The sequence below is a fragment of the Mesorhizobium ciceri biovar biserrulae WSM1271 genome (genome assembly GCF_000185905.1).
Taxonomy (GTDB): Bacteria; Pseudomonadota; Alphaproteobacteria; order Rhizobiales; family Rhizobiaceae; genus Mesorhizobium; species Mesorhizobium ciceri.
In genome coordinates this window covers 657,541-684,408 of the sequence record NC_014923.1, presented here as the reverse complement: position 1 = coordinate 684,408, position 26,868 = coordinate 657,541, and the positions used below count along the sequence as shown (strand labels likewise).

At 63.1% G+C, this 26,868-nt stretch carries 28 protein-coding genes and 1 tRNA gene; 17 read left to right on the top strand and 12 right to left on the bottom strand.

What is annotated here, in order from left to right; all coding sequences use genetic code 11:
* Positions 1–106 precede the first annotated feature (106 nt).
* Positions 107–808 carry a GntR family transcriptional regulator gene (locus MESCI_RS03225; RefSeq protein ID WP_164745804.1) on the top strand — a complete coding sequence of 234 codons (702 nt, stop codon included), beginning with the start codon at positions 107–109 and terminating at the stop codon, positions 806–808.
* Positions 809–932: 124 nt separating this feature from the next.
* The gene (locus MESCI_RS03220; protein WP_164919844.1) at positions 933–1,502 is read left to right on the top strand and encodes a TMEM175 family protein; all 570 of its coding nucleotides are present in this window, start codon (positions 933–935) and stop codon (positions 1,500–1,502) included.
* A gap of 28 nt (positions 1,503–1,530) precedes the next feature.
* Here MESCI_RS03220 and MESCI_RS03215 read toward each other — a convergent pair whose 3' ends face one another.
* Both MESCI_RS03215 and MESCI_RS03210 read right to left on the bottom strand, forming a co-directional pair.
* Positions 1,531–2,289: an SDR family NAD(P)-dependent oxidoreductase gene (locus tag MESCI_RS03215; protein ID WP_013528511.1), complete on the bottom strand. Its 759-nt coding sequence runs from the start codon at positions 2,287–2,289 to the stop codon at positions 1,531–1,533.
* A gap of 277 nt (positions 2,290–2,566) precedes the next feature.
* On the bottom strand, positions 2,567–3,460 hold the full coding sequence (locus tag MESCI_RS03210) for a LysR family transcriptional regulator (RefSeq protein WP_013528510.1): 894 nt from the start codon (positions 3,458–3,460) through the stop codon (positions 2,567–2,569).
* Positions 3,461–3,593: 133 nt separating this feature from the next.
* Here MESCI_RS03210 and MESCI_RS03205 point away from each other — a divergent pair, with 133 nt between their 5' ends.
* The 3 genes from MESCI_RS03205 to MESCI_RS03195 all read left to right on the top strand — a co-directional run bounded on the left by MESCI_RS03205 (position 3,594) and on the right by MESCI_RS03195 (position 6,483).
* On the top strand, positions 3,594–4,853 hold the full coding sequence (locus MESCI_RS03205) for an MFS transporter (RefSeq protein ID WP_013528509.1): 1,260 nt from the start codon (positions 3,594–3,596) through the stop codon (positions 4,851–4,853).
* Positions 4,844–5,938: an alpha/beta hydrolase gene (locus tag MESCI_RS03200; protein ID WP_013528508.1), complete on the top strand. Its 1,095-nt coding sequence runs from the start codon at positions 4,844–4,846 to the stop codon at positions 5,936–5,938. The genes MESCI_RS03205 and MESCI_RS03200 overlap by 10 nt, the downstream gene beginning before the upstream one ends.
* Before the next feature lie 74 nt (positions 5,939–6,012).
* Complete coding sequence (locus MESCI_RS03195) at positions 6,013–6,483, top strand: cyclophilin-like fold protein (protein ID WP_024502099.1); 471 nt, start codon at positions 6,013–6,015, stop codon at positions 6,481–6,483.
* Positions 6,484–6,849: 366 nt separating this feature from the next.
* On the opposite strand, the gene MESCI_RS03190 is transcribed toward MESCI_RS03195, so the two are convergent.
* A tRNA-Arg gene (locus MESCI_RS03190) sits at positions 6,850–6,926 on the bottom strand.
* Between the two features lie 323 nt (positions 6,927–7,249).
* Positions 7,250–8,752: a sensor histidine kinase gene (locus MESCI_RS03185; protein ID WP_013528506.1), complete on the bottom strand. Its 1,503-nt coding sequence runs from the start codon at positions 8,750–8,752 to the stop codon at positions 7,250–7,252.
* A 278-nt stretch (positions 8,753–9,030) separates the two neighbouring features.
* On the opposite strand from MESCI_RS03185, the gene rpmH reads away from it, so the two are divergent.
* The 4 genes from rpmH to MESCI_RS03160 all read left to right on the top strand — a co-directional run bounded on the left by rpmH (position 9,031) and on the right by MESCI_RS03160 (position 12,099).
* Positions 9,031–9,165 carry a 50S ribosomal protein L34 gene (gene rpmH, locus MESCI_RS03175; protein ID WP_008833937.1) on the top strand — a complete coding sequence of 45 codons (135 nt, stop codon included), beginning with the start codon at positions 9,031–9,033 and terminating at the stop codon, positions 9,163–9,165.
* Between the two features lie 16 nt (positions 9,166–9,181).
* Positions 9,182–9,535 (top strand): ribonuclease P protein component, encoded by a 354-nt coding sequence (gene rnpA, locus MESCI_RS03170; protein WP_013528505.1) that lies wholly within the window; start codon positions 9,182–9,184, stop codon positions 9,533–9,535.
* A 14-nt stretch (positions 9,536–9,549) separates the two neighbouring features.
* Entirely contained in the window at positions 9,550–11,361 is a 1,812-nt protein-coding gene (gene yidC, locus MESCI_RS03165; protein WP_013528504.1) for a membrane protein insertase YidC, read from the top strand.
* A 177-nt stretch (positions 11,362–11,538) separates the two neighbouring features.
* Positions 11,539–12,099 carry a fasciclin domain-containing protein gene (locus tag MESCI_RS03160; RefSeq protein ID WP_013528503.1) on the top strand — a complete coding sequence of 187 codons (561 nt, stop codon included), beginning with the start codon at positions 11,539–11,541 and terminating at the stop codon, positions 12,097–12,099.
* 185 nt (positions 12,100–12,284) lie between these two features.
* Here the strand turns inward: MESCI_RS03160 and MESCI_RS03155 are convergent, their stop codons facing one another.
* From MESCI_RS03155 to MESCI_RS03145, 3 genes are read right to left on the bottom strand one after another with little or no spacing between them, the layout of a single operon-like run.
* Positions 12,285–13,826, bottom strand: a complete 1,542-nt coding sequence (locus MESCI_RS03155) for a DHA2 family efflux MFS transporter permease subunit (RefSeq protein ID WP_013528502.1) — start codon at positions 13,824–13,826, stop codon at positions 12,285–12,287.
* A complete protein-coding gene (locus MESCI_RS03150; protein WP_013528501.1) occupies positions 13,823–15,112 on the bottom strand; it encodes an HlyD family secretion protein in 1,290 nt (429 codons plus the stop codon). The genes MESCI_RS03155 and MESCI_RS03150 overlap by 4 nt, the downstream gene beginning before the upstream one ends.
* Positions 15,105–15,569 carry a MarR family winged helix-turn-helix transcriptional regulator gene (locus MESCI_RS03145; RefSeq protein WP_013528500.1) on the bottom strand — a complete coding sequence of 155 codons (465 nt, stop codon included), beginning with the start codon at positions 15,567–15,569 and terminating at the stop codon, positions 15,105–15,107. The genes MESCI_RS03150 and MESCI_RS03145 overlap by 8 nt, the downstream gene beginning before the upstream one ends.
* 178 nt (positions 15,570–15,747) lie before the next feature.
* Between MESCI_RS03145 and MESCI_RS03140 the strand changes: the two genes are divergently transcribed.
* The 3 genes from MESCI_RS03140 (at position 15,748) to yihA (ending at position 17,481) form a co-directional block, all read left to right on the top strand.
* A complete protein-coding gene (locus MESCI_RS03140) occupies positions 15,748–16,062 on the top strand; it encodes a hypothetical protein (protein WP_013528499.1) in 315 nt (104 codons plus the stop codon).
* A gap of 124 nt (positions 16,063–16,186) precedes the next feature.
* Entirely contained in the window at positions 16,187–16,825 is a 639-nt protein-coding gene (locus tag MESCI_RS03135; RefSeq protein WP_164919842.1) for a CatB-related O-acetyltransferase, read from the top strand.
* A complete protein-coding gene (yihA, locus tag MESCI_RS03130; protein ID WP_013528497.1) occupies positions 16,822–17,481 on the top strand; it encodes a ribosome biogenesis GTP-binding protein YihA/YsxC in 660 nt (219 codons plus the stop codon). Before MESCI_RS03135 ends, yihA begins: the two co-directional genes overlap by 4 nt.
* Before the next feature lie 91 nt (positions 17,482–17,572).
* Here the strand turns inward: yihA and MESCI_RS03125 are convergent, their stop codons facing one another.
* Complete coding sequence (locus tag MESCI_RS03125) at positions 17,573–18,307, bottom strand: TetR/AcrR family transcriptional regulator (protein WP_013528496.1); 735 nt, start codon at positions 18,305–18,307, stop codon at positions 17,573–17,575.
* A gap of 132 nt (positions 18,308–18,439) precedes the next feature.
* Here MESCI_RS03125 and MESCI_RS03120 point away from each other — a divergent pair, with 132 nt between their 5' ends.
* Positions 18,440–19,639 (top strand): HlyD family secretion protein, encoded by a 1,200-nt coding sequence (locus MESCI_RS03120; RefSeq protein WP_013528495.1) that lies wholly within the window; start codon positions 18,440–18,442, stop codon positions 19,637–19,639.
* 22 nt (positions 19,640–19,661) lie between these two features.
* Entirely contained in the window at positions 19,662–21,257 is a 1,596-nt protein-coding gene (locus MESCI_RS03115) for a DHA2 family efflux MFS transporter permease subunit (RefSeq protein WP_013528494.1), read from the top strand.
* 198 nt (positions 21,258–21,455) lie between these two features.
* On the opposite strand, the gene msrB is transcribed toward MESCI_RS03115, so the two are convergent.
* The 4 genes from msrB to MESCI_RS03095 form a co-directional block, all read right to left on the bottom strand.
* Positions 21,456–21,959 (bottom strand): peptide-methionine (R)-S-oxide reductase MsrB, encoded by a 504-nt coding sequence (msrB, locus tag MESCI_RS03110; protein WP_013528493.1) that lies wholly within the window; start codon positions 21,957–21,959, stop codon positions 21,456–21,458.
* 213 nt (positions 21,960–22,172) lie between these two features.
* Positions 22,173–22,730 (bottom strand): fasciclin domain-containing protein, encoded by a 558-nt coding sequence (locus tag MESCI_RS03105; RefSeq protein ID WP_013528492.1) that lies wholly within the window; start codon positions 22,728–22,730, stop codon positions 22,173–22,175.
* Between the two features lie 221 nt (positions 22,731–22,951).
* A complete protein-coding gene (locus MESCI_RS03100) occupies positions 22,952–23,680 on the bottom strand; it encodes an anti-sigma factor (RefSeq protein ID WP_013528491.1) in 729 nt (242 codons plus the stop codon).
* Complete coding sequence (locus MESCI_RS03095; RefSeq protein WP_013528490.1) at positions 23,677–24,216, bottom strand: sigma-70 family RNA polymerase sigma factor; 540 nt, start codon at positions 24,214–24,216, stop codon at positions 23,677–23,679. Before MESCI_RS03095 ends, MESCI_RS03100 begins: the two co-directional genes overlap by 4 nt.
* 152 nt (positions 24,217–24,368) lie before the next feature.
* On the opposite strand from MESCI_RS03095, the gene MESCI_RS33030 reads away from it, so the two are divergent.
* The 3 genes from MESCI_RS33030 (at position 24,369) to argB (ending at position 26,866) form a co-directional block, all read left to right on the top strand.
* Positions 24,369–25,499 (top strand): amidase, encoded by a 1,131-nt coding sequence (locus MESCI_RS33030; protein WP_338048501.1) that lies wholly within the window; start codon positions 24,369–24,371, stop codon positions 25,497–25,499.
* Positions 25,417–25,869: an amidase family protein gene (locus tag MESCI_RS33025; protein ID WP_338048500.1), complete on the top strand. Its 453-nt coding sequence runs from the start codon at positions 25,417–25,419 to the stop codon at positions 25,867–25,869. The genes MESCI_RS33030 and MESCI_RS33025 overlap by 83 nt, the downstream gene beginning before the upstream one ends.
* A 103-nt stretch (positions 25,870–25,972) precedes the next feature.
* The gene (argB, locus tag MESCI_RS03085) at positions 25,973–26,866 is read left to right on the top strand and encodes an acetylglutamate kinase (RefSeq protein ID WP_013528489.1); all 894 of its coding nucleotides are present in this window, start codon (positions 25,973–25,975) and stop codon (positions 26,864–26,866) included.
* The last annotated feature ends 2 nt before the right edge of the window (positions 26,867–26,868 follow it).

Here is a 26,868-nt window from a genome sequence, read left to right as displayed (position 1 = left end):
GGGCTGGGAGATGGGGCGCCGGGGCGTGGCAAACCGCGCCGACTTTGAATACAGCTATGCGTGAGAACATATGCCGGCGGAAAGACCGGAGAACTGGAAACGGAACTTGGCCAAGGAAACCAAAAACACGCTGCGCGACTCGGTCTATTCCGCGCTCAAGGCGATGATCGTGACCGGCCAGATTCCGCCGGGCTCACGCGTCACCGAAAACGACATCGCGGCGAAGCTGACTGTCAGCCGCACGCCGGTGCGCGAGGCCTTCAACCGCCTCGAGCGCGACGGCCTGGTCACCGGCCGGCCGCGCCAGGGCTATGTCGTCACCGAGTTCGACATCAACATGTTCCGCGAGGCCTTCGAGATCCGCGAACTGCTCGACGGCCACGCGACGGCACTGGCCGCCGCTGCTGCGACGGAACAGGACAAGGCGCGGCTGCGTGCCATGCTGGCCGAATGCGAGCGGCTGGCCGCCATTCCGGAGCGCACCACGCGCGAAAAATTCCAGGAGCTCGAAGTCGGCATCGACCTGCACCGCGTCATCGCCGAAATCAGCGGCAATGCGATGCTGCATGGCATGCTGTGCGGCATCCTCGACAAGTGCCAGCACTATGTCTGGACCGAACTGTTGTGGCTCGACGAATGGAAGATCGCCCGCGACGAGCATGCCGAGATCGTCGAGGCGATCTGCGCCGGCGATGCCGCCCGAGCCGGCACGCTGGCCCGCGCCCACGTAAGGGGCTCGCGCGACAATGTGCTGCGCCTGCTGCAGGCGAAATCGGACTACCAGAGTTTTCTGGCCAAGGCGTCCTGAGCGGCGCTGGCGGCGGCGTCAGATGGTCCGAGCGGCCATGGATATTGCTATCGACAGCACTACTATATGTCTCACGAACTGCGACGAGGACGGTCCAGTGCTTCCCTCGACAGGGCTCGATCGGTTGAGCGCATTTTCGGATGGCGTGTTCGCCGTCCTCATCACGGTGCTGGTCCTCGACTTGCGCCCGCCGGAGTTGCCGACGTTCAAGGCGCTTCTGGAGCTCTGGCCGACATGGCTGAGCTACAGCGTCAGCTATCTCTTCATCGCCATCGTCTGGGCGAACCATCATCATCTGTTACGCCACGCCAGGGAGGCGACAGCCAGCCTGATGTGGTACAATTTCGCGCATCTGTTCTCGGTTTCGCTGCTGCCGCTGGCGACCGCGTGGATGGCGGTCAGCGAGCTGGCGCCGCAGCCGGTCGCCTTCTACGCCGCCGTCTTCTTCCTGGTGAACCTGACCTACATTCTTCTGATCCGCGAACTCATCGACCCGATGCCGGAGAACGCGGTTCCGCTCGCGGTGCGCAAGCGCATGCGCATCCGGTCGCTCGCGACGCTCTGCCTATTCGCGCTGGCGGGGCTGGTCGCCCTGAAATATCCAGTCGCGGGCTTGGCGATCTGTTGCTGCTGCTTGGCCGTCTATCTCAGGCCGGAAGCGCCGGGGGTAGGCAAAAGCTCGGGCAAAGGCTGAATTCTCGCACCCGACGCGTTGGACGGCTTCAGCCCTTGCGCTCCTGAAGGCTGTTGCCGCCATCGACCACCAGCAGGGCGCCGTTGACATAGCTGGCGCCTTCCGAGGCCAGGAACACGACCGCGGCGGCCACCTCATCCGGTCGCCCGGCCCGCGCCGGCGGCGTATTCAGGGCGGCTTGCCGCTCCATCTCGCTCGACGATCCCGTTTCGATCCAGCCGGGAGCCACGGCATTGGCTGTGATGCCGCTTTTCGCCACTTCGAGCGCCAGCGTCCGCGTCAGGCCGACCATGCCGGCCTTGGCGGCGGAATAGGCTGATGTGCCTTCGAAAGACACCAGCGGCCCGGTGACCGACGCCACATTGACGATGCGCCCATAGCCCGCTTCGACCATCGCCGGCAGAAACGTCTTGGTGACGAGGAATGCGGTCTTAAGGCTGACGTCGATCCCATGGTCCCAGTCGGCCTCGGTCATGGCGAGAAACGACTTGTCGACCGATGGCGATGCCAGCGAGCCCATGCCGGCATTGTTGACCAGGATGCCGACCGCGCCGACATTGGCCCGCAGCCGCGCGACATCGGCAGCTATGGTGAGATCGGCGACCACGGCCTTGGCGTCGATGCCTTCTGCACGGAGCTCAACGGCGCGATCGAGCACACGCCCACTGGCACCGGTGAGAAAAACGGCATGGCCGGCATGGCCGAGCTGGCGGGCAATGGCGAAACCGATGCCGTCGGCCGCTCCGGCCCCGGTGATCAAAGCGCGCTTGATGGGGGTAGAGGTCATGGTCAAATCAGGCTCCGCTGGTTGCGCCTGTCGCGGTCTTACCACGCACATTGGGGTGATGGCGCTGCGAAGATTTGCTCTGCAACATCCCGCCCCGCTTTGCGTTCTCGACGTGCGAAGACGAGCCGAACGAGGCGTGGCGATAGAGCGGGCGTGGCAAGGACGATCTTGATGCCCGAGATCCGGAAAATACCGTGTCTTCCGCAGGTGGGTTCTATGCGAGCGGGGCGAAACGGGCTCGGCGTGCACCCAATCGCGCGGGTTAGATCCTCTTGTCTCAATTCCGATGTCGTAGCGCGTCGACGATGACCTTGAACGCGGGAAGATTCTGACGACGGCTCGGATAATAGAGGAAATAACCGTCGAAGAAGGGCGACCAATCATCGAGAACCTGCACCAGCAGGCCCGAGGCGATGTGCTGCTCCACGATGTTCTCGGGCACATAGGCGATGCCGTAGCCGTGCACGGCTGCGTCGATCATGGCATAGGAATTGTTGAAGGTCAGCTGGCCGTTTACCCGGACGCGCAACGCCTGCCCATCCTTCTCGAACTCCCATGCATAAAGACCGCCGGCGGTCTCGTGACGCATGTTGATGCAGACGTGGCGGATCAGGTCCTGTGGGTGCTCAGGCACACCACGCGCGGCGAAATAGTCGGGAGAAGCCACGGCCACCAAACGCCAGTCCGGACCAATTCGGACCGCGATCATGTCCTTCTCGACGCTCTCTCCCAACCGGACGCCCGCGTCGAAGCCCTCCTCGACGATGTTGCGGAACGTGCTGTCCAGGATCAGTTCGACACCGATATCGGGATAGGCGCTGAGGATCGGCTTCAGCTTGGGCCAAACCACGCTTTCAAGCGCGTGGTCGGACAGCGTCAGCCTGATCGAGCCCGAGGGTTTTTCACGAAACGCCATCAACGCGGCGATCTCATCCTCGATTTCGCCGATGCGCGGGGCGATCGTCTGTAACAGCCGCTCGCCTGCGGCGGTCGTCGCGACATTGCGCGTGGTGCGGGTCAGGAGGCGTATGCCCATTTGCGCTTCGAGCTGCTTGATCCTGTGACTGAGCGTCGACTGCGCGACGCCGAGCTTTGCCGCCGCCTTGGTGAAGCTGCGCTCCTCGGCGACGGCCTGAAACCACGTCAGTTGATTGAGGTCGGTTTTGGCCATGAGCTTCTCTCGTTTGCCATGCCGCAGCACATTATTCGATGTGGTCGATTAGTTCATGCGAATTTCGATGGCTAATCGCTTTATGGCAAAGCCACTAGTTTTGCGTTGCAACAATTCAGCAGGAGCAAACGACATGGCGATTGCCGCCGCAACCGATGCGGATAGCAAACCGGACGCCGCCTGGGGCGCGGTTCTTTCGATGGCACTGTGTGTGGCAATGCTGATCGCCTCGGAATTCATGCCGGTCAGCCTGCTCACCCCCATGGCCGAAGGATTGCGCGCAACTGAGGGACAGACCGGACAGGCGATCTCGATCAGCGGTCTTTTCGCCATAGCGGCGAGCATGGTCATCACCACTGCCGCTGGAACGCTGAACCGCAAATGGGTTCTGGTCGCGATGACGGCTTTCATGCTGTTGTCACTGGTTCTGGTTGCGGCGGCCCCGAATTTCTCCGTGCTGATGCTCGGTCGAGGCCTGTTGGGCATCTGCATCGGCGGCTTCTGGGCACTGGCCACCGCCGTCATCATGCGGCTGGTCCCTGAAAGGGATGTGCCGCGCGCGCTCGCCTTGATGTATGGCGGACAGGCGATCGCTGCGGCCTTCGCCGCGCCGATCGGCAGCTATCTCGGCGCCGTGTTCGGCTGGCGCGCGGTGTTCTGGGCGCTGACGCCAATCGTCGCCATCAACCTCGTCTGGCACTTGATCGCGCTGCCGTCGTTGCCCGCGCGCCAGCGGCAGGATTTCCGGACGATGTTCGGCCTGCTGAAGCGCCCCCATTTCCTGCGCGGCCTTATTGCCTCGATGTTATCCTGGGGCTCGGCCTTCACCATGTTCACCTATCTGCGCCCCTTCCTGGAGCAGGTGACGGGCGTCAACGTGGGGACGCTCTCGATCCTGTTGCTTGTACTGGGCTGTGCGGGCTTCCTCGGAACATGGGCGGCAGGGCGTTTCGTGAGCGGCAATGTCGCACCGCTGCTGCGGTTGCCCGCGCTGCTGATGGGCGGCTGCACGCTGGGGCTCCTGCTTCTCGGCGGTTCGGTAGCCGCCGCCGGCCTCTTCCTTGCTCTCTGGGGCGCGGCGAACACCGCAATGTCTGTGATCTGGATGACGTGGATGTCCCAAAACGCGGACGATGCGCCGGAAGCCGCCGGAAGCCTGATGGTCGCAGCCATCCAGGCGTCGATCCTGCTCGGTGCCGTGGTCGGCGGGCTGCTGCTGGATGGCATGACGGTCTTCGCGACCTTCGCCGGCAGCGTGGTTCTCGCCGGCCTTGCAATCGCCCTGATCGGCAATGGCCGGCGGTTGCTGAAGCCCGGACGCCCCGCACTGACGTTCGTTCAACGAACTGCCCAATCCCAATTCATACCAACAGGAGATCGGAAATGCCCATGAATACCCCTGACACGAAAAATTCGGCAAGCGTCATCCACCGGCGCGAACTGTTGAAGTTGACCGGCGCAGGCGTCGCCGCCTTCGGTGCAGTTTCAATATCCAACCCCTTCAAAGCAAAGGCTCAGAATATGTCAAAGCAATGGGATAAGGTCTTTCCGCTCAGCGATAAGATCGATCACGAGAAGATCACATTCAAGAACCGCTACGGCATCACACTGTCGGGTGATCTCTATCTGCCGAAGGACCGGGCCGGCGGACGTCTGCCGGCGCTTGCCGTCGGCGGTCCGTTCGGCGCTGTTAAGGAACAATCCTCTGGCCTTTACGCGCAGACGATGGCCGAGCGCGGCTTCGTCGCACTGGCTTTCGATCCGTCCTACACCGGCGAAAGCGGCGGCGAGCCGCGCAATCTCGCTTCGCCGGACATCAACACCGAGGATTTCAGCGCGGCCGTCGACTATCTCGGCCTGCACGCCGCAGTCGACCGTGAGCGCATCGGCGTCATCGGCATCTGCGGCTGGGGCGGCATGGCTTTGAATGCCGTCGCCGCAGACAAGCGCGTCAAGGCCGTGGTGGCGAGCACCATGTACGACATGACCCGTGTTATGTCGAAGGGCTACAACGACAGCGTGACCCCCGAACAGCGCGCACAGACATTGGAGCAACTGGGTCGGCAGCGTTGGACGGATGCGGAAAACGGCGCGCCAGCCTATCAACCACCCTACAACGACCTGCACGGCGGCGAGGCGCAGTTCCTGGTCGACTACCATGACTATTACAGGACGCCGCGCGGCTACCATGCGCGCGCGGTCAACTCAGGCAATTCCTGGACGCAGACCACGCCGCTGTCGTTCATGAATATGCCGATCCTGACCTACATCGCTGAAATCTCGCCGCGCCCGATCCTGTTCATCCATGGCGAAAAGGCCCATTCGCGCTACTTCAGCGAAACCGCCTTCGCGGCAGCGGCGGAGCCGAAGGAACTCATGATCATTCCAGGCGCCAGCCACACCGATCTTTACGACAAGGTGGACGTGATTCCGTTCGACAAGCTGACCAGCTTCTTCAACCAGCATCTCGCTGCCTGACCAGGTCGTATCGTCGAAGGGTGCGGCCGTGTGCAGGAACGATGGACATGGCCGCACCGACCGGGAGACTTTAAATGACACGCGCCGCCGTATGGCTTTCACGCCGCACCTTGCTGGCAGGTGCTGCCAGCCTCGCGCTCCCCTCTTCGGTGCGCTCTCAGACCGACGCAGCCACGGATAGGAAAGGAGCCACCATGCGCCTTAGATTCATCTTCGGGGATCAGGATTTCACGGCGACGCTGGAGGACAATCCTTCCGCGCACGATCTGGTCTCGATCCTGCCGCTGGATCTGACGATCGACGACTATTCGACCAACGAGAAGATCGCCTACCTGCCGCGCAAGCTCACCGAGGAAGGCAGCGGTCGCTTCGGCAACGAGGCGACTGGCGATCTCTGCTACTACGCCCCCTGGGGCAATCTGGCGATGTTTCATGGTCCCTACCGCTGGTCGCGCGGCCTGATCCGGCTCGGGCGACTGGACCAGGGCCCGGCGCCCCTTCTGACGCGCGGAGAACATCCGCTGCGCGTCGAAATGCTTTCCTGAACCCGGGAAGGCCGCTGCGCACGGGGACAATGCCGCGGATGCCGGACAAAACCGAAGCAGGTTTCGAGTGACTGACGCACGCCGACCAAGTGGCATGAGCGCCTGCTGACCTCGATCCATGATCTGATACAAATGATGCTCGCCTATCGGGAGATCGCTGTCAGATCGTCGTCGGCACCATCCACATCAATCACCGCTTGGAACTCCGCTCCGGCCGCGTCGGAACTCCGCCAATCTGAAGAGATTCGAACTCTTTACTGCCTAACGCCGCCGTTTCTACGCTTTTTCGCTCGCAGGCTATTCCCCGCTCGTCGCGTAGGCACCAATTCGGCAGCTATATCGTCGCAGGGAAACGATGAATGGTTTTGGCGCGCCCGAAGAGATTCGAACTCCTGACCCCCAGATTCGTAGTCTGGTGCTCTATCCAGCTGAGCTACGGGCGCGCAACAGGCCATGCTTTCCATGACCCCGCGATCCGATCGTGAACGACCGGTCGCGACGAGACGTGTTCCCTAGCGACTGAATTTCCGAAAAGCAAGCCGATCCGGTAAAAGTTTTGTCGCAGGCGTGTCATCCGGCAATGACAGCTCGCTTCTCGGCGCCTCAAAACAACCAAAGCGCATCGTGTCTGGGTGGTTCAGACGATGCGCTTTCCATGCATGCCGGCCTCTCAGGGCAAAAGGCCGTTTCGCGAGCGACATGTTTCTGGAAGGAAGGGGTGAGACCGAAAAGCTAGGTGTTGCCAAGCGGAAACCGGTCAAGAACCTCACGCCGGGCGGCGCAGGCCGTTGCGGGCCTGGTCGAGCCGGACCGGCTGGTCGGGGATGGTGACGGCGAATGTGGTGCGCCCGCCAATGCTCTCGACCAGCTCGACCGTGCCGCCGTGCGCGCGGATCAGTTCGTGCGCGATCGCCAGGCCAAGGCCGGTGCCGCCGCTGCGCGCCGAGCCGCGAAAGGCCGCGAACAGGTTTTCGCGCGCCTTGGGCGGCAGGCCGGGGCCGGTGTCGCTGACGGCGATGCGGCTGACGCTGCCCAGGCGCACGGCCGACACCGCCAGGCGGCGCACCAGGGCGCTTTCACTGTCGGCCGCCATCGCCTGCACGGAATTCCGGCACAGATTGGTCAGCACCCTGAACAACTGGTCGGAATCGGCATCGACCTCGAAGGCCGGCTCGACCGAATTGACGAACTCGATGCCTTGCTCGATGTCCAGCAGGCCGTGCACGTCCTCGACCAGTTGCCGCAGCCTCAGGCGTCGGCGCGCCGGCGGCGGCTCCTGCGTGCGGCCGTAGTGAAGCACGCCTTCGGAATAAGACACGGCGCGGTCGAGCGCGCGCAGCAGTTTCGGCGCGAAGGCCTGCACCGTCGGATCCTTGACCTGACGCAAGCGGTCCGACATCAGCTGCGCGGAAGCCAGGATGTTGCGCATGTCATGGTTGATCTTGGAAACCGCCAGGCCGAGATCGGCAAGATGCTTCTGCTCGGAGAGCATTTTTTGCAGCCGTTCCTGCATCTGCGACAGCTCGCGCTCGGCAACGCCGATCTCGTCGGCGCGGGCAGCCGGATGGATGATCCGCCCGGGATCGTCGGGCGCCTCGGAGAAGGACAGCATCGAGCGCGTCATCGTCCGGATCGGCCCGATCATGATCAGGTCGATGGCGGCGTAGACCAGCATGGCGGTGAACAGCGAGATCAGCAGCGAGACGAAGGCGACGTTGCGCGAATAGCGCAGCATCGCGTTGCGCAGGCTGTTGTCGGGCATGATCAGCTCGAACTCCTTGTCGGAGTCGCCGACCGGACCGAAGACGCGCAGCATACGGTCGCCGCCGAAAAACAACGTGTCGAGCGCACCGGTCATGCCCTTGATCATGCCGATCGAGGCGATATCGATGTGTTCGTCGACCTTCGGCGGCATTTCGGCCACCACCAGCAGCCGCGAGACGCCTCCGTCGCGCACCGCGATCGCCTTGGCGCCGATCGCCATCAGCACGTCGTTCTGCGCCGTGCGCGACAGCGAGGTGGGTTCACCCTGCACCAGCACGATCGACACCGCCGCCGCCGTGCTCAGCCGCTCCTTCAGCCAGTTCAGCCGGTAGCTGGCGATCCAGGGCAGGAAGATCAGCACTTCGGCCAGCAGCACGAAGACGATGGTCAGCAGCAGCAGCTTGGTCGACAGGCCGCGCGACAGCGGCACCGTGCGCACGCTGGCCGGCGCCTCGGTGGACCCCGCCGTGCCGATCCCTTCCTGTGCCTGTATGGTTTCGCTCATGCGGCTAATGTCTTCACGATCACTTGATCAACGCAGATTAGGCGATTACGGCTTTTTTGCCAATTTCATCCTTGGTCGCAAACATAAACCGGCCTGAATGGCGAAGCTTTCGGCCCGACGACTCCGGATTGACTTCCAAAAGCCTTCTTTCTATAAGCCCGCACACGCTCGGGCCATTCGTCCCGGCGCGGTTTCGATCGCGCCAAAGCCGGCCCGGCAAAGCTCCTGTTACACAGTGACAGAATCAAGAAGGGCCGCACCCCGCGGTATTAAAACAAATGAAGCGTACCTACCAACCGTCTAAACTCGTCCGCAAACGTCGGCACGGCTTTCGTGCCCGCATGGCCACCAAGGGTGGTCGCGGCGTCGTCGCAGCTCGCCGCAACCGCGGTCGCAAGCGGCTCAGCGCCTGAACGGAAGACGAGATCGTTGCCCGCATCCGGCAAGCCAGTGGGACCAAATCCCAAGCGGCTTCTGAAGCGCGCGGAATTCCTGGCTGTCCGTCGTGGTGAAAAACGACGCGGGCGGCTTTTTCTCGTCGAAGTTCTCGACCGCGGCGACGGCCTGTCGCCGCGCGTCGGCTACACCGTCACCAAGAAGGTCGGCAATGCGGTTGTCCGCAACCGCGTCCGGCGGCGGCTGCGAGAAGCCGTCCGTACGCATGCGGCAAGTGACATGGCGCCTGGCAATGACTATGTCATCGTCGGGCGCGAAGACGTGCTTACCACTCCGTTCGGCCAGTTGAAGGCCGAACTCTCCCGCCGACTGCGCGGAACACGATAGGCCAAGGGCTTTCGATGGAAAACAACCGGAACTTCTTCATCACCATCGCGCTGTCGGTGCTGATCCTGGCGGTATGGCAATATTTTTATGTGTTGCCGCGCAGCGAAGCGCAGCGCGAGGCCGCCCGCGTCGAACAGCAGCGCGTCGAGGAGCAGAAGAAGGCCGCCGGCACCAATCCCGGTACCGACACCGGAACGCCCGCCGCCCCTGGCGCCATTCCAAACGCACCCGGCACCGATGCCGTGACGCCGGCCGGCCGCGAACAGGCACTGGCCACGACGACCCGCGCGAAGATCGACACGCCGAGCCTCGAGGGTTCGATCAACCTGACCGGCGCCCGTCTCGACGACCTCAAGCTCAAGCACTACACCGAGACGGTCGACAAGAACTCGCCCGAGATCAGCCTGCTCAATCCGGCAGCACTGCCCAATGGCTACTATGCCGAGATCGGCTTCGTCGGCAACGACAAGACCGGCGCGGTGCCCGGTCCCGAAACAGTGTGGGCTGTCGACGGCAATGCGACACTGACGCCGACGACCCCGGTCACGCTGACCTATTCGAACGACAAGGGCCTGACCTTCAAGCGCACCTTTTCCGTCGACACCAACTACATGTTCACGGTGTCCGACACGGTGCAGAATGCCGGCACGGCCGCCGTCTCGCTGTCCAATTACGGCCGCGTCACCCGCTTCGACAAGCCGCTCGTTGCAAGCACCTATGTGCTGCATGAGGGCCTGATCGGCTTCACCGGCACGGAAGGCCTGCAGGAACACAAATACGCGTCCATCGAGAAGGACAAGCAGTTCACGCCGGGCAAGTCGACCGACGGCTGGCTCGGCATCACCGACAAATACTGGGCGGTGACGCTGGTGCCGACCGAGAAGCAGCCGTTCCAGCCGCGCTATGCCTATTTCGAGGACGGCCGCCATCGCTACCAGTCCGACTTCCTCACCGACCCGATCACCGTCGATGCCGGCCAGTCGGCGACGGTGGAGAGCGAGATCTTCGCGGGCGCCAAGGAAGTCGGCAAGATCAACGCCTATGCGGAAGACCGTCATATCAAGCGGTTCGACCTTTTGATCGACTGGGGCTGGTTCCACTTCATCACCAAGCCGATGTTCTGGCTGATCGACACGCTCTACAAATTTTTCGGCAATTTCGGCCTGGCCATTCTCGCCACCACCGTCATCGTCAAGGCCATCTTCTATCCGCTCGCCAACAAGTCGTACGCGTCGATGGCGAACATGAAGAAGGTGCAGCCGAAAATGCTCGAGATCCGCGAGAAATACGCGGACGACAAGATGAAGCAGCAGCAGGCGATGATGGAGCTGTACAAGACCGAGAAGATCAACCCGCTTGCCGGCTGCTGGCCGGTGGCACTGCAGATCCCGGTCTTCTTCTCGCTCTACAAGGTGCTCTACATCACCATCGAAATGCGGCACGCGCCGTTCTTCGGCTGGATCCAGGATCTGGCCGCGCCCGATCCGACGTCGCTGTTCAACCTGTTCGGCCTGATCCCGGTCACCCTGCCGCACATGCTGATGATCGGCGTCTGGCCGCTGATCATGGGCGTCACCATGTTCCTGCAGATGCGCATGAACCCGACGCCGCCGGATCCGACGCAGGCTGCGATCTTCACCTGGATGCCTGTCATCTTCACCTTCATGATGGCGGGGTTCCCGGCCGGCCTGGTCATCTACTGGGCCTGGAACAACACGCTGTCGATCCTCCAGCAGGGCATCATCATGAAGCGCCAGGGCGCCAAGATCGAGCTGTGGGACAATCTGGTCGCGCTGTTCCGAAAGAAACCATCACCGGCCGAATAGAAGGCGCAGCGCTTTCTCCAGCCTTCAAAGCCCCGCCTCGCGCGGGGCTTTTCGTTTAAGCAGCTCCGGCATCACGTTCCCGTGATCGGCGAAACTTGCGCCCCCTCGGCGGCGTGACTGCCTGTGCGTTTCCAAAGGCTATCAATTCCGATCAGCCCTCACACGGAGGAAGACCACATGCGCTTGCCGTCATTCAGGATCATCGCCCTTTCCGCACTCGTCGCCGGCGTGGCGATTGCCGCGCCCGCCTATGCCAAGAATCCGAATGTCGGCGGCGCGCCGATGTACACAACCAAGAACATCGTCGAGAACGCCGTCAATTCGAAGGACCACACGACGCTGGTCGCTGCGGTCAAGGCTGCCGGCCTGGTCGACACGCTACAAAGCGCTGGCCCGTTCACCGTCTTTGCCCCGACCAACGCAGCGTTTGCGAAACTGCCCAAGGGCACCGTCGACACGCTGCTGAAGCCGGAGAACAAGGGCAAGCTCACCAAGGTGCTGACCGCGCATGTCGTGGCCGGCAAGATCTCCGGCGCCGAGATGATGAAGAAGGCCAAGGCGATGGGCGGCAAGTACGAGATGAAGACCGTCTCCGGTGACACGCTGACCGCCGAAGTCAAGAAGGGCAAGCTCTACATCATGGATGAGTCAGGCGGCGAGGCGCGAGTGACGATCGCCGACGTCAACCAGTCGAACGGCGTCATCCATGTCGTCAACAAGGTGTTGTTGCCGAAGTAACGGCTTTCGGCAAAGGGGATCAAGGCAGGTCCGTTGGGGCTTTCTCGGGCCTGCCATCCCCGCCTCATGACGAGGTGCCATGTTTCTTGGGAAGTCGTATCGGCATCGGCCGGGGTCCTGTCCCTCACAGGACCCCGGTTTCTTTTTGGCTGTTGCCTGTGCAGCCGGATAAGTTTCGAGCGTCGTCACTCCATCACGGCGCTGTGGTCGATCTTGGCCGGAGTCGCCGGCTTGCGCAGCAACAGAACCAGCGGAATGGCGGCAAGCGACAGGATCATCATCAGCTTGAAGTCGTTCATATAGCTGATGATCGTGGCCTGCAGCGTGACCACGCCGTCGAGCGCGGCGCGGCCCGCGGCGCTGTAGGGATCCATTGCCTGGAAGATCGCCGGATTGCTGAACGCCTGGTTGTAGGGTGTCACATAGGTGGCGATGTTGGCGTGGTTGATCTGCACGTTCTGCGTCAACAGCGCGGTGACCACCGAGATGCCGACGCTGGAGCCGATGTTTCGTGACAGATTGTAAAGGCCTGTGCCTTCCGCGCGCCGCTCCGGCGCCAGCGTGGCGAAAGTGATGGTGGTCAGCGGCACGAACAGGAAACCCAGGCCCGCGCCCTGGATGAAGCCGGTGCTGATGATCGTCCATTGCGAGACGTCAGGCGTCCAGCCGGTCATGTCGTACATCGCCCAGGCGGTGACCAGCAGGCCGGTTAGAAGCAGCCAGCGTGTGTCCACCTTGCCGATCAGCCTGCCGACCAGGAACATGCAAGCCATGGTGCCGAGACCGCGCGGCCCCATGACGATGCCGGCCGTCACCACCGGATAGCCCATCAGCGTCTGCAGATAGGGCGTCATCAGGGCCAGCGAGGCCAGATAGGTGATGCCGATGATGAAGATGAAGATCATGCCGACGGCGAAATTCCTGTCGAGGAACAGCCGCGGGTTCACGAAGGTGTTGCGGGCGGTGAAGGTGTGGACGAGGAAGATGTAGAAGGCCGACGCGCAGATCAGCGCCTCGACGATGATCTCGGACGACGAGAACCAGTTGAGCTGCTCGCCGCGATCGAGGAACATCTGCAGCGACGCGATGGTGACGCTGAGCATGCCGAAGCCCAGCCAGTCCAGCCTGGCCTTGAGGTCCGTCTTGGTTTCCTGGACGAACATCGAGACGCCGGCGAAAGCCAGGGCCCCGATCGGGACGTTGATGTAGAACACCCAGCGCCAGCTGACATTCTCGGTCAGCCAGCCGCCGATGACCGGCCCGAGCACCGGCCCGACCATCACCGAAACGCCGAACAGCGCCATCGCCGAGCCGCGTTCCTCGACGCTGTAGATGTCGAGCAGGATGCTCTGCGCCAGCGGCACCAGGGCTGCGCCGAACAGGCCTTGCAGCAGGCGGAAGCCGACGATCTGCGGCAGCGACTGCGCGAAGCCGCACAGCACCGATGCAACGACGAAGCCGGTGATCGAGATCAGCAGGATGCGCTTGCGGCCGAAGCGATTGGCAAGATAGCCCGAAGGCGGCGTCATGACGGCCGCCGCGACGATGTAGGACGTCAGCACCCAGTTTATCTGGTCGGCGCTTGCCGAAACGCTGCCCTGGATATAGGGCAGCGCCACATTGGCGATGGTGGTGTCCAGCGCCTGCATGATCACGGCCAGGATCACGCAGGCGGTGATGGCGCCGCGATTGGCGACCACGCCACCTGTCGCGGACGCGCCGGTCATGACTTTTGTCCGAACCGACCGAGGAGGTCCGTCACGAAGTCCGGCAGGCCGCGCGCATGGCCGGTATCGATGCCGACCACGACGCTCATCCCGCCGCGCAACGGCGGCTTGCCCTGGAGATCGTCCACCGTCACGCGCATCGGAATGCGTTGCACGACCTTGACCCAGTTGCCGGTGGTGTTCTGCGCCGGAAGCAGCGAGAAGCTCGACGACGACGCCGGGCTGATCGAGGCGATCCTGCCGTGCCAGACGGCACCGGGATAGCTGTCGACGCTGATCGTCGCCGTCTGTCCCGGCCGCACATAGGTCAGTTCGGTTTCCTTAGGCTCCGCCGCGATCCACAGATCGGTCGCCGAAATCAGGCTGAACGCCGGCTGCGAAGCCGGCAGGTACTTGCCGACCTGAAGCGCGTCGACATTGGTGACGATGCCGTCGAATGGCGCCTTGACGATGGAATCGGCAAGGTTGCGCTGGGCGTCGTCCACCGCCGACTGCGCCTGGAGATAGAACGGGTTCTTCTCCACCGGCTGGCTGACGTCGCCGCCGAGCTGGGCAAGCGTCGCCTGTGCCTGCGCTTGGGCAACGGACACTTTCTGGCGGGCGGCGACGAGGTCGTGCTGGGCGCTGTCGAAGGTCGCCTTCGAGGAGGTGGAGGTCTTGAGCAGATCCTGCTGGCGTTGGAAAGCGGCCTCGTAATAGGGGATGTCGGCCTGCGCCTGCTCGATCAGCGCCTGCGACTGCTGGTAGCTCGCCTGCAAGGTCAGCACCTGGTTGCGCACTGTGCCGAGCTGTGCCTGGGCGGCGGCAAGAGCGGTTTCGAAAGAGGCCGGCCGCAACCGGAAAAGCACCTGGTCCTTCTTCACCGCCTCGTTCTCGTGCACGTCGATCTCGGACACAGTGCCGGAGACATCGGTGGAAACGCCGAGCGACTGCGCCTGGATGTAGGCATTGTCGGTCGTCATGACCTGGCCGCCGATGACGTAATAGCCGCCGACGACCAGCGCGAACGGAAGCAGGGCAAACAGGATCGGCCGTGCCCGGCCGCGCTTGGGCTTGACCGGCGCCGGAGGCGCCACCGCAACCCCGGCCTGGCGTGGCTCCTTGGACGGAGCCTCGAGCGCCGCCGGCTCCAGGGCGACCGGTGCTTCGAGCTCGTCATTGTCGATGACGGTGCTGGCTCGCCTTTGCTCGCGTTCGCTGTCCAGCCGGATGACCTGGTCGCGCGCCCGGTCGGCGGCGGATCCGTCTTCTTCGACAGGCTTCTTTGGTGAGGTTGATTCAGCCATGTGTTTTCTCCCGGTCGGCGGCAGGCTGGGCGCAAGCCGCGAGCAGATTGGATTTGATGAGGGATAGGGTTTGCAGCAGATGCAGTTGCGCATCCGCGGAAAGGCCGACAAAGGCCTCGTCACGCGTCTTCCGCCCATTGCCGCGCATGATTTCGATCAGCGGATGGGCTTGCGGCTTCAGGTACAGCAGCCATGCCCGGCGGTCAGCGGGATCGGGCCGGCGCTCGATGAAGCCGCTTGCTTCCATCTTGTCGAGCAGCCGGGCGAGCGTGATCGGCGTGATCTCGATCAGGTCCGCCAGTTTGTTCTGGTGGATGCCTTCATGCAGGCTGAGATAGGCCAGCACCTGCCACTGGGCGCGGGTCAGCCCCGATGCCCGCGACCTCTGCTCGAACCGCTTTCGAAGCAGGCGCGCGACATCGTGCAGCACGAAGCTGATGTTGGGTGACGATGGCATGGGAGGTACTGGAGTTTTTCGGCGCGACTGTTAGTGAGCATGCTTATTATCATCATGCACATAATCTTGCTGGACGCGGTGCGCAAGACGGACTAAGCCCGCCTGGAAAAAATGACGCATGGGCTGCGACCCACCCAAAGGCTCAGGTAGCGGGCTGTTGCCGGGCAAGGACACGACGATGAATTGGCTGAAGATCGCGACCGTGGCGGCCATTGCGGGATGGCCGGGCATTGCGCTCGCAAAGGGCGCCGTCAGTTGCGGCGGCGCCGCCATGCTGGGTGGCGCGCAATTGAACTGCAGCCACGTCGAACCCCAGGCGCCGCCTCAGTTTTGCACCTATAGCTGGGCTCTCCACATGCCGGACGGCGACCAGAAAATCGTCGAAGGCAGCTTCATGCTGCCGCCCGGCGCCACGAATGTCACCGTCTATCAGGGCAGCGGTTTCGACAGTGCCCTGTCCGATCCGATCGTGATTTGCCGCGGCAGCAAATGAGCGAGGCCGTCAAGGAAAGCTCGCTCGTCGCCCGATTGGTGCTATAGGGCGGATCACGCTATTTTGAACGGGCGCATTCGAGTTTCGGATGCACCTGGCGGCCATTTCTCTGACGGATTTCGACATGGACGGACCCAACCCAGACATCAAGCACCCGATCCCGATGCATACCCGCGTCGGCTTCCTCAAGGGACTGGTGAACGCGCCGAACATCGAGATCGGCGACTTCACCTATTATGACGACCCCGACGGGCCGGACAAATTCGCCGAGAAATGCGTCCTGCATCACTATCCGTTCATAGGCGACAAGCTGATAATCGGCAGGTTCTGCGCCATCGCCGAGGGCGCGCGCTTCATCATGAACGGCGCCAACCACGCCATGTCCGGCTTTTCGACCTATCCGTTCAATATTTTCGGCCATGGCTGGGAAAAGGGTTTTGACCCGGCGACCTGGTCGAAGGAGGTGCGCGGCGACACCATCGTCGGCAACGACGTCTGGATCGGCATGGAGGCGGTGATCCTGCCCGGGGTGGAAATCGGCCACGGCGCCATCGTCGCTGCGAAATCGGTGGTGACGCACGACGTGCCGCCCTATGCGATCGTCGCCGGCAACGCGGCCAAGGTGGTAAAGATGCGTTTCGACGACCGGACAATCAGGCGGCTGCTGGCGGTGGCGTGGTGGGACTGGCCGGTAGACAAGGTCAGCCGCAACCTCGATCCTATCCGGGGTGCCAATATTTCTCTTCTGGAGGCAGCAGCTTGAACGCTCTGAACAGCAGCATAATCGGCACCGAACTGTTTACGCGAGGGTGGATCTTCATCCGCGGCGTGCCGGCGATGAAGTTCCTGCCACCGGAAGGGCCGCCGGAAATCGCCTTTGCCGGCCGCTCGAATGTCGGCAAGTCGTCGCTGATCAATGCGCTGGTCAACCAGAAGGGGCTGGCGCGCACTTCCAACACGCCGGGGCGCACGCAGGAGCTCAACTATTTCGTGCCGGATGGATTTTCGGGCGAGGGCGCCGACCTGCCGCCCTTGGCGCTGGTCGACATGCCCGGCTACGGCTACGCCACCGCGCCGAAGGAGAAGGTCGACGAGTGGACCAAGCTGGTCTTCGATTACCTCAAGGGCCGGGTCACGCTGAAACGCGTCTATGTGCTGATCGACGCCCGTCATGGCATCAAGGCCAAGGACGACGAAGTGCTGTCGCTGCTTGACAAGGCGGCGGTGTCCTACCAGATCGTGCTGACCAAGACCGACAAGATCAAGACTGCCGGCGTGCCGAGGCTGATCGAGGAGACGCTGGCAAAGATCAAGAAGCGGCCGGCGGCGTTCCCGTTCGTGCTGGCCACCTCTTCTGAAAAGGCCGAGGGCCTTGAGGAATTGCAGGCAGCCATCGTGCTTGCCGCCAATGGCGGCTAAAGCATCCGCACCTTAGAGCAATCCTAGGAAAAGTGTGAAGCGGTTTTCCGTCCAGAATTGCGTCTAAACAAAGAGTTAGAGCATGGTCTGGCTAGGGCTTGGCCTCGATAGCAATCGTCTGATGGCCTTCTTCCGCCACAAGCCTTTCGGTGCCGTAGGCCTTCAGGAACATGCTGACGCCTGACCTAACGATGTGGTCGATCTCGTCCTGGGTCGGGGCCTTGGTGCGGTAGGCGAAGATGCACTGGCGGAACAGACCGGCCAGGCACAGTTCGGTGAACTGATAGGCGGCAAGATCGACATCGTCGATGCGCAGCAGGTCGCGCTCGATGGCGGCATTGAGAAAGGCCGCGACCTTGTCGTGGCCACGCTTGGGACCGCGCTCGTAAAAACGCGCGCCCATGTCGGGGATCCGGTCTGATGCCCCGATCACCGTGCGCTGCGCTTGGACGACCTTGGCCGACGTGATCTTGAGAGCCAGCACCTTGCCGAACTTCACCAGCGTCTCGCGCAGGTTGTCGGCATTGTCCAGCACGTCATACATGTTCTTGAAGATGGTGCCGCGCTCTTCCTCGATCAGCGCCTCGAACAGCTCTTCCTTGTTGGCGAAGTAGACGTAGATCGTACCCTTGGAGACGCCGGCCTCGCGGGTGATGTCGTTCATCGAGGCGGCTTCGAAGCCCTTGTCGATGAAGACACGACGGGCGCCGTCGATGATCTGGCTGCGCTTGGCCGGATCCTGCCCCGCGGCCGGGCGGCCACGACGCAAGCTTTCCAACAGGTCGTCACACGACTCGTTTTCGACATTGGGCGGGGTCTCGGCCATGAAAGTCACACCTCGAAAATAATTCGAACCAAGCGGTTCGATTGCCCTTGATATGGTCCTCTTTACGCGCTATGTCAACGGCCGGATCGAACCGAACGGTTCAGTATTATATTATAACTTTAGAGAGATGTCATGTCCTCGAACGCGCCGACCACTGCCGAAGTCCGTCCCTTCCCCAACGCCAAGGTTGCGCCAGCGACGGAAGCACCGGAAGTACCTGTCCAGCCCGTCTCGTCGCCGCCGGCAGAGGCTCCGGCCAGGAAGAAGCGTTCGGTGCGTTCCTTCCTGCTGCCGGTCATCGGTGTTGCCTTGTTGGGCGCCGGCGCCTGGTATGGGTACGACTACTGGACAACGGGCCGCTTCATGATCTCGACGGACGATGCCTATGTCCAGGCGGACATGGCGTTCATCTCGCCCAAGATTTCCGGCTATGTCGATCAGGTCAAGGTCAGCGAGAACCAGCTGGTCAAGGCCGGCGATCCGCTGCTCGTCGTCGATGACGGCGATTACAAGATTGCCGTCGCCCAGGCCGAGGCGCAGATCGCCACCTTGAGTAAGACGCTCGACCGTATCGACGCTCAGACCGACGCGGCCCGCGCCTCGCTGCAGCAGGCCCAGGCGCAGAAGGTCGCCGACCAGGCCGCGGCCGACAACGCAGCCAAGGTCGCGGCGCGCGCCTCGCAGCTGCTCAAGACCCATGTCGGCACACAGGCGCAGCTGGACGACGCCCAGACCGCGGTCCAGCAGGCCGATGCCGCCCTTGTCGGCGCCGACGCACAGATCGCCGCCGCGCAAGCCAATATCGGCGTGCTGCAGGCGCAGCGCGCGGAATCGGCGAGCACGCTGGCGTCCCTGCAGCTCAGCCATGACAAGGCGCTGCGCGATCTTTCCTTCACCGTGCTCAAGGCGCCATATGACGGCATCGTCGGCAACCGCTCGGTCGAGCAGGGCGACCTTGTCAGCCCCGGCCAGAAGCTCGCCGTCATCGTGCCGATGGACAAGCTCTACATCGTCGCCAACTTCAAGGAGACACAACTTGCCCGGCTGGTTCCCGGCGAGAAGGTCAGGATCTCGGTCGATGCGACCGACGGCCAGGACTTCGAGGGAACCGTTTCGTCGCTGGCGCCGGCTTCGGGTGCCGTGTTCTCGCTGCTGCCGCCCGAAAACGCCACCGGCAACTTCACCAAGGTCGTGCAGCGCGTTCCGGTCCGCATCGATGTGCCGGCCGATGCGCTGAAGAGCGGTAAGCTGCGCGCCGGCCTGAGCGTCGTCGTCGCCGTCGACAGCCGCACCGCCCCATCCGGGTCGGCGTCAGTGGCAGCGTCGAATTGAGCGGCGGCCGGGGAGCAATGCCATGGCAACCGCAACCCTGACAGCAGGAGCGCCGCCGGCGAGGCCGGCTGTGCCTGACACCATTTCGACGCGGCGCGTCATCGCCTTCCTGGCGATGGTGTTCGGCATGTTCATGGCCATCCTCGACATCCAGATCGTCTCCGCCTCGCTGTCGGAGATCCAGGCCGGCCTGAGCGCCAGCTCCGACGAAATTCCGTGGGTGCAGACCGCCTACCTGATCGCCGAAGTGGTGATGATCCCGCTGTCGGGCTTTCTCAGCCGGATGCTGTCGACGCGCGTGCTGTTCACCATCTCGGCGGCAGGCTTCACCGCGGCCAGTGCGCTGGCGGCGACCGCCACCAACATCGACCAGATGATCGTCTACCGCGCCGTCCAGGGCTTCATCGGCGGCGGCATGATACCGAGCGTCTTTGCCGCTGCCTTCACCATCTTCCCGCCCTCGCGCCGCGCCGTCGTCTCGCCGATGATCGGCCTCGTGGCGACGCTGGCGCCGACCATCGGCCCGACCGTCGGTGGCTATATCAGCCATGCCATGTCATGGCATTGGCTGTTCCTGGTCAATGTCGTGCCCGGCATCCTGGTGACAACGGCGGCCTGGACGCTGATCGACTTCGACAAGCCCAACCTCAAGCTGTTCAGCAAGTTCGATTGGTGGGGCCTCGCCGGCATGGCGGCCTTCCTGGGCTGCATGGAATATGTGCTCGAGGAAGGCCCCAACAATGACTGGCTGCAGGACCAGGGCGTCTTCATCTGCGCCGTCGTCATGACCGTCGGCGCGGTGCTGTTCTTCTGGCGCGTATTCACCGCCGAGGAGCCGATCGTCGACCTGAAGGCCTTCACCAACATCAACTTCGCCTTCGGCTCGCTGTTCTCGTTCGTCATCGGCATCGGTCTCTACGGCCTGACCTATCTCTACCCGGTGTTCCTCGGGCGCATCCGCGGCTACGATTCGATGATGATCGGCGAGGCTTTGTTCGTCAGCGGCCTGGCGATGTTCTTCACCGCGCCGATCTCGGGCATCCTGTCGAACAAGATGGACCCGCGCCTGATGATGATGATCGGCTTCTTCGGCTTCGCCACCGGCACCTGGTGGATGACGCATCTGACCGCCGACTGGGATTTCTATGAGCTGCTCATCCCGCAGATCCTGCGCGGCTGTTCGATGATGCTGTGCATGGTTCCGATCAACAACATCGCGCTCGGCACCTTGCCGCCCGAGCGGCTGAAGAATGCGTCAGGCCTGTTCAATCTCACCCGCAACCTTGGTGGTGCTGTCGGCCTTGCGCTGATCAACACCGTGCTGATCGACCGCAACGCCTTCCACTACGCAAGGCTCTCCGAGCATGTGCAATGGGGCAGTGAAGCCGCGCAGACCAAGCTGCAGAACATGACCCGCAATTTCGAGCAGACCCCCGGCCTCGACGCCACAAGCGCTGCGATCTCCAAGTTGTCTGGCATGGTCCAGCAGCAGGCGGCGCTGTTGTCCTTCATGGACGTGTTCTTCATGCTGACGGTGCTGTTTGCGACGCTTGGCCTGTTCACCATGCTGATCCGCAAGCCGGCCGTACCGGGTGGCGGCGGCGGTGGGGGGCACTGATACGGAGCAATTCCAAGAAAAGTGTAAGGCGGTTTTCCCGGGAAAAGCGCGCAGCGCTTTCCCTTGGAGATTGCGACAAGACAAGGATACGTGGGCAGCGGTTTCGGGAAGCTCCTCCAGTCCACGCCCGAAAAGCTCTGACCGCGTAAAAAACTCCGGGCCGCAAGCCCGGAGTTTTTTGCATTCGAGTCTATGGACTCAGGCCGTGGCCGGTTTGAAGGTCAGCGCGACGCCGTTGATGCAGTGGCGCAGGCCGGTCGGCGCCGGACCGTCGTCGAAGACATGGCCGAGATGGCCGCCGCAGCGGCGGCAATGTGCCTCGGTACGCGTCATGCCGAGCGACCTGTCCACGGTCGTGCCGATCGCCTTTGGAATCTCTTGCCAGAAGCTCGGCCAGCCGGTGCCGGAATCGAATTTCGTCTCCGACGAATAGACCGGCAGGTCGCAGCCGGCACAGGCGAAAATGCCCTTGCGGTGTTCGTTGAGCAGCGGGCTGGTGCCGGGGTACTCCGTGCCTTCCTTGCGCAGCACGTCGAAGGCGGCCGGCGACAGGATGGCTTTCCACTCGGCGTCGGTCTTGACGACCTCGAAGCTCTCGGCCGCTTGTGCTGCCTGCGGATCGCCCATGCGCAGCATCGTTGCCGCGGCCCCGATCACGCCGATGGCGGCGGCACCGCTCAAAAGAAAGTCGCGACGGTTCATGACCAGTTCCTCCTGATGTCCTTTTTGCCAAACTACACCGCCGCGCGGAAATCAAAAGCCGGTGACGGTAGCCCCTCGAACGAACACTCCGCGCCCTCCCACATCCGAATGCAGGCGGGCGCGAAGTGCACGGGCCAATTGCGGATCACGGGAGCGGGATCGTGCAATCGACGGAGGGTCCTTGCCGTCAGTTCGCCGGCAGCAAGCCCCTTGTTACATCTTGGGCAAAAGAACCTTGTCGATGACGTGGATGACGCCATTGGACTGTTCGACATCGGCGATCGTCACATTGGCGACATTGCCGTTCTCGTCGGTGACCGTGACCTTGCCGCCGTCGGCCTTGAGCGACAATTCGCAGCCGCCGACCGTCTTGACCTTGTGGGTGCCGCCGTCAGCCTTGGCCATCGCGGCGACATCTGCTCCCATCGCCTTGGCGCCGATGACATGACAGGTCAGGATCTTGGTGAGCTTGTCCTTGTTTTCGGGCTTGAGCAGCGTCTCGACCGTACCGGCCGGAAGGGCTGCGAAGGCTTCGTTGGTTGGCGCGAACACGGTGAACGGACCGGCGCCCTGCAGCGTCTCGACAAGGCCGGCGGCCTTCACGGCGGCGACCAGCGTGGTGTGATCCTTCGAGTTCACGGCGTTCTCGACGATGTTCTTGTTGGCATACATGGCGGCGCCGCCAACCATCGGGTTTTCGGCGTAGGCGGCGGTGGCAAGGGCCGAAACGGCGATCGTACCGGCGAGCAAAAGGGTGGCGTATCTACGCATGATGTCGAACTCCTCGGGTTTTTCTCTTCCCATTTTTGGGGACGCGAGGAGATACGGAACAAACTCGCCCGAGTTTCAGAAATATTGTGATTTTTGATTTTATCCATGGCGCAGAGGGATTTCCCGAGCCATCGGCCGCCTGCCGACATGCTGTCTATGGGCATGTTCAGCGAAGGATAGACTTATGATAGTCTGTTGTGATTTTTCAGGTGAAGAGCCGGTCAGATGCTCTTCAGGTCGCCAGCGGCGACCACCGGTCCGGTCGGCTGTCCGGTCGGCGAACCGCCCGACGGCTCGAGGCTGACGGCAAGCACCGCGCCCTGGGCAAGTTTCTGATGGGCCGCCGGCGAGACGATAATATGCGCCGTTGCACCTGCCGGAATGACGCCCATCGAGACCGGCGGGTTCTTGCCCTCGATCATCCACAGCTCGAAGTCCTTGCCGGAAGCACGCTCACCGGAGACATGCGACAGGCCGACTTCGTGATGCGCGGCGTCGTAGACGGCAAGATATTTGACGTCGCTGCCTTCGGCGGCCAGCGAAGCGACGAGTCGCGCCTGCGGCTGCTCGACCGGTGGGTTGAGAATGGGCACGGCGATGTAAATCGCCAGTGCCGCAACCGCGGCTGCGGCAAGGCCGCGCCAGAAGGCCAGGCTGGACCACAGGCCGCCGCGCACTTCGGCGGGCCTGCTCACCGCGGCAGCGGTAGCGAACAGGCGGCGGTCGACCGCGGTCTTCACCGAAACCGGCGGCTCGACTTCCCGATAGGCGGCGGCAAGCGGTGAGAGACTGACCTCCCAGTCCTCGACAAGACGGGCGAAAGCCGTATCCGCATCGATGCGGCGAGAGACGATCTGGCGTTCGTCGGCATCGAGCACGCCGAGAACGTACTCGGCGGCGAGCAGGTCGTCGCCTCCACGTTCCGGTCCTGTGTCTTCTGCCAGCGTCATCTTTCCAGGCATTCTCTGAGTTTCAACAGGCTGCGGCGCAGCCATGTACGCATCGTGTTCAGCGGCACGCCATGGCGCTCCGCCAGTTCGGCATAGCTCTCGCCCTTGAGATAGGCGCCCCGGACGGCTGCTGCCCGGTCCTTCTCCAGCTCATCGAGACAATGGTGGATACGTTCGGATTCGTCGCCCGCCACCGCCATCGCTTCAGGCCCCGGCGCCGGATCGGCCACGTCGAGCGCGGCATCGATGTCGGCGGCGGGTTTGCGCCGCGCTCTGATGCGATCGATCGCATGATTGCGCGCGATTGCCACCAGCCAGGAGATCGGGCTTAGATCGGAAACAGCAAAACGGTCGGCCTTCGTCCATATCTTGACGAAGACTTCCTGCAGCGCTTCTTCCGCGTCTCCCCGGTCGTTCAATACACGAAGACAGACGCCAAAAAGTTTCGCGCTGGTCTGCCGGTAAAGCAGATCGAACGCGGCCCGATCCTTCATCGAAGTCCGAACGATCAGCTTGGTGATGTCCTGCGGCGTCATTGCAGGCAAATTAGGCGATTGCCATGTATTTGCAACGACGGAAATAACCTTGTGCACGCCTAAGCTTTTGTGTGTCGCCGGCCCGGATCCGTCGGTCGATTGCCAATGGAATTGCCACTGGCTAGCTTGCTTTCATTGATGGGGGAGCGCGCATGTCGGTCGAACGGATCCTTTGGGAAGAAGATGCCACCGGCCTCGCCAATCTGGTCCGCAAGGGCGAGGTTTCGGCCGTCGAACTGACCGACGCCGCGATTACCCGCGCCGAGGCCACCCGTCCCGACATCAATGCCACGGCCGAACCGCTCTACGATGCTGCCCGCGCCTGCGCCAAGACCGTCGACCCCTCGCTGCCGCTGGCTGGTGTTCCCTTCGCCATCAAGGATCTCGGCATCGCCATCAAGGGCGTGCCGACGCATGGCGGCAGCCGCATTCCGGCATGGCTGGCCGACGTCAATTCGGCGCTGACCGACCGCTATCTCGCTGCCGGACTTATCCCGATCGTCACCTCGACATCGCCGGAGCACGGGCTTCGATTGATGACCGAATCCAGGGCCTTTGGCATCACCCGCAATCCGTGGAACACCGGCCATACCAGCGGCGGCTCTTCGGGCGGTTCGGCAGCACTGGTCGCAGCCGGCGTCGTGCCGGTGGCGCATGCCTCCGATGGCGGCGGCTCGATCCGTGTGCCTGCCGCCTGCACCGGGCTTGTCGGCCTGAAGACGTCGCGCGGCCGTACACCGCTGACGCCCCTGGTGAGCGAAAGCTGGTACGGCATGGTCGTCGACCATGCGCTCACCCGTTCGGTGCGCGATTGCGCGCTGCTGCTCGACCTGACCCACGGGCCCGATCCTCTGTCGCCCTATGCCGCGCCGCGGCCGAAAGGCACGTTCGCGGCTGCCGCCGCGCGCGATCCCGGCAAGCTCAGCCTAGCCGTGTACCGCAAATCGCCGCTTGGCCTGCCGATCTCGGACGAGACGCTCAAGGCGCTCGACAACGGCGGTGGCGCTTGCCCGCGAGGGCGGCCACACGGTCGAGGAGATCGACTTGCCCTTTATCGGCCGCGATTTCTTCGCCGATTTCTGCAGGACGGTTGCCTCCGCCGTCGCTGGCACGATGCGGGCCGAAGCGCTGCGCGTCGGCCGTTCCGTTGCTGGCGACATCGAGCGGGCCACGCGCGTGCTCGCCCGCTTCGGCGAACTGGTGTCGGCCGGCGGGACCTATGCCGACCTGCAGCGGCTGCATGCCGCCTCACGGCGGCTGATCGCAGAGACCGCGCAGTATGACGCCGTGCTGATGCCGATCATTGCCCACCCGCCGCTTGCCTGCGGCGCAATGGATCCGAAAGGCGCCGACGACCTCATCGAGAACCTGCTCGACAAGCTTCACCTGACGCCCTTGCTGAAGCTGAAGCCGTTCTTCGGCCAGTTGATGGACAAGAGCCTCTGGTTCACCCATTGGCCGGCGATCCAGAATGTCAGCGGCCAGCCATCGATCGCCCTGCCGGTCCATGTCACCGACGCCGGCCTGCCGATCGGCGTCCAGGCTGCCGGCCGTCCGGGCGACGAGGAGACGCTTTTGTCGCTCGCCGCGCAGATGGAGAAGATCTCGGGTTGGCTGGGTCGCAGGGCGCCGCTGATGGTGCCGACACGATGACGAGGCCGTGAAGCGCTCGAATATGACAGCAAAGCCATTTGCGGGCGGCGCCAATTCCCGCTAAGACGCCGCCGTCCTTACCGATCTCCAGGGAAAAAAGCCGATGACGGAAATAACCGCCACCGCCGAAATGCAGGCAGCCCTGTTGTCGCGGGCGCTGCCCTACATGCAGCGCTACGAGCACAAGACGGTCGTGGTGAAATATGGCGGCCATGCCATGGGCGACATCGAGCTCGGCAAGGCCTTCGCGCGCGACATCGCGCTGCTCAAGCAATCCGGCGTCAACCCGATCGTCGTCCACGGCGGCGGCCCGCAGATCGGCGCCATGCTGGCCAAGATGGGCATCGAATCCAAGTTCGAAGGCGGCCTGCGCGTCACCGACCAGAAGACGGTCGAGATCGTCGAAATGGTGCTGGCCGGTTCGATCAACAAGGAGATCGTCGCGCTGATCAACGCCGAGGGCGAATGGGCGATCGGCCTGTGCGGCAAGGACGGCAACATGGTGTTCGCCGAAAAGGCCCGCAAGACCATGATCGATCCGGACTCCAACATCGAGCGCGTGCTCGATCTCGGCTTCGTCGGCGAGCCGGTCGAGGTCGACCGTACCTTGCTTGATCTTCTGGCACGCTCCGAAATGATCCCGGTGCTGGCGCCGGTGGCGCCGGGACGCGATGGCCACACCTACAACATCAACGCCGACACCTTCGCCGGCGCCATTGCCGGCGCCTGCCAGGCGACGCGCCTGCTGTTCCTCACCGACGTGCCGGGTGTGCTCGACAAGAACAAGAAGCTGATCGACGAACTGACCGTGGCCGAGGCCAAGGCGCTGATCAAGGACGGCACGGTCTCGGGCGGCATGATCCCCAAGGTCGAGACCTGCATCGAAGCGATCGAGCGCGGCGTCGAAGGCGTCGTCATCCTCAACGGCAAGACCCCGCATGCGGTGCTGCTGGAACTGTTCACCGAACATGGCGCCGGCACGCTGATCGTGCCCTGAGG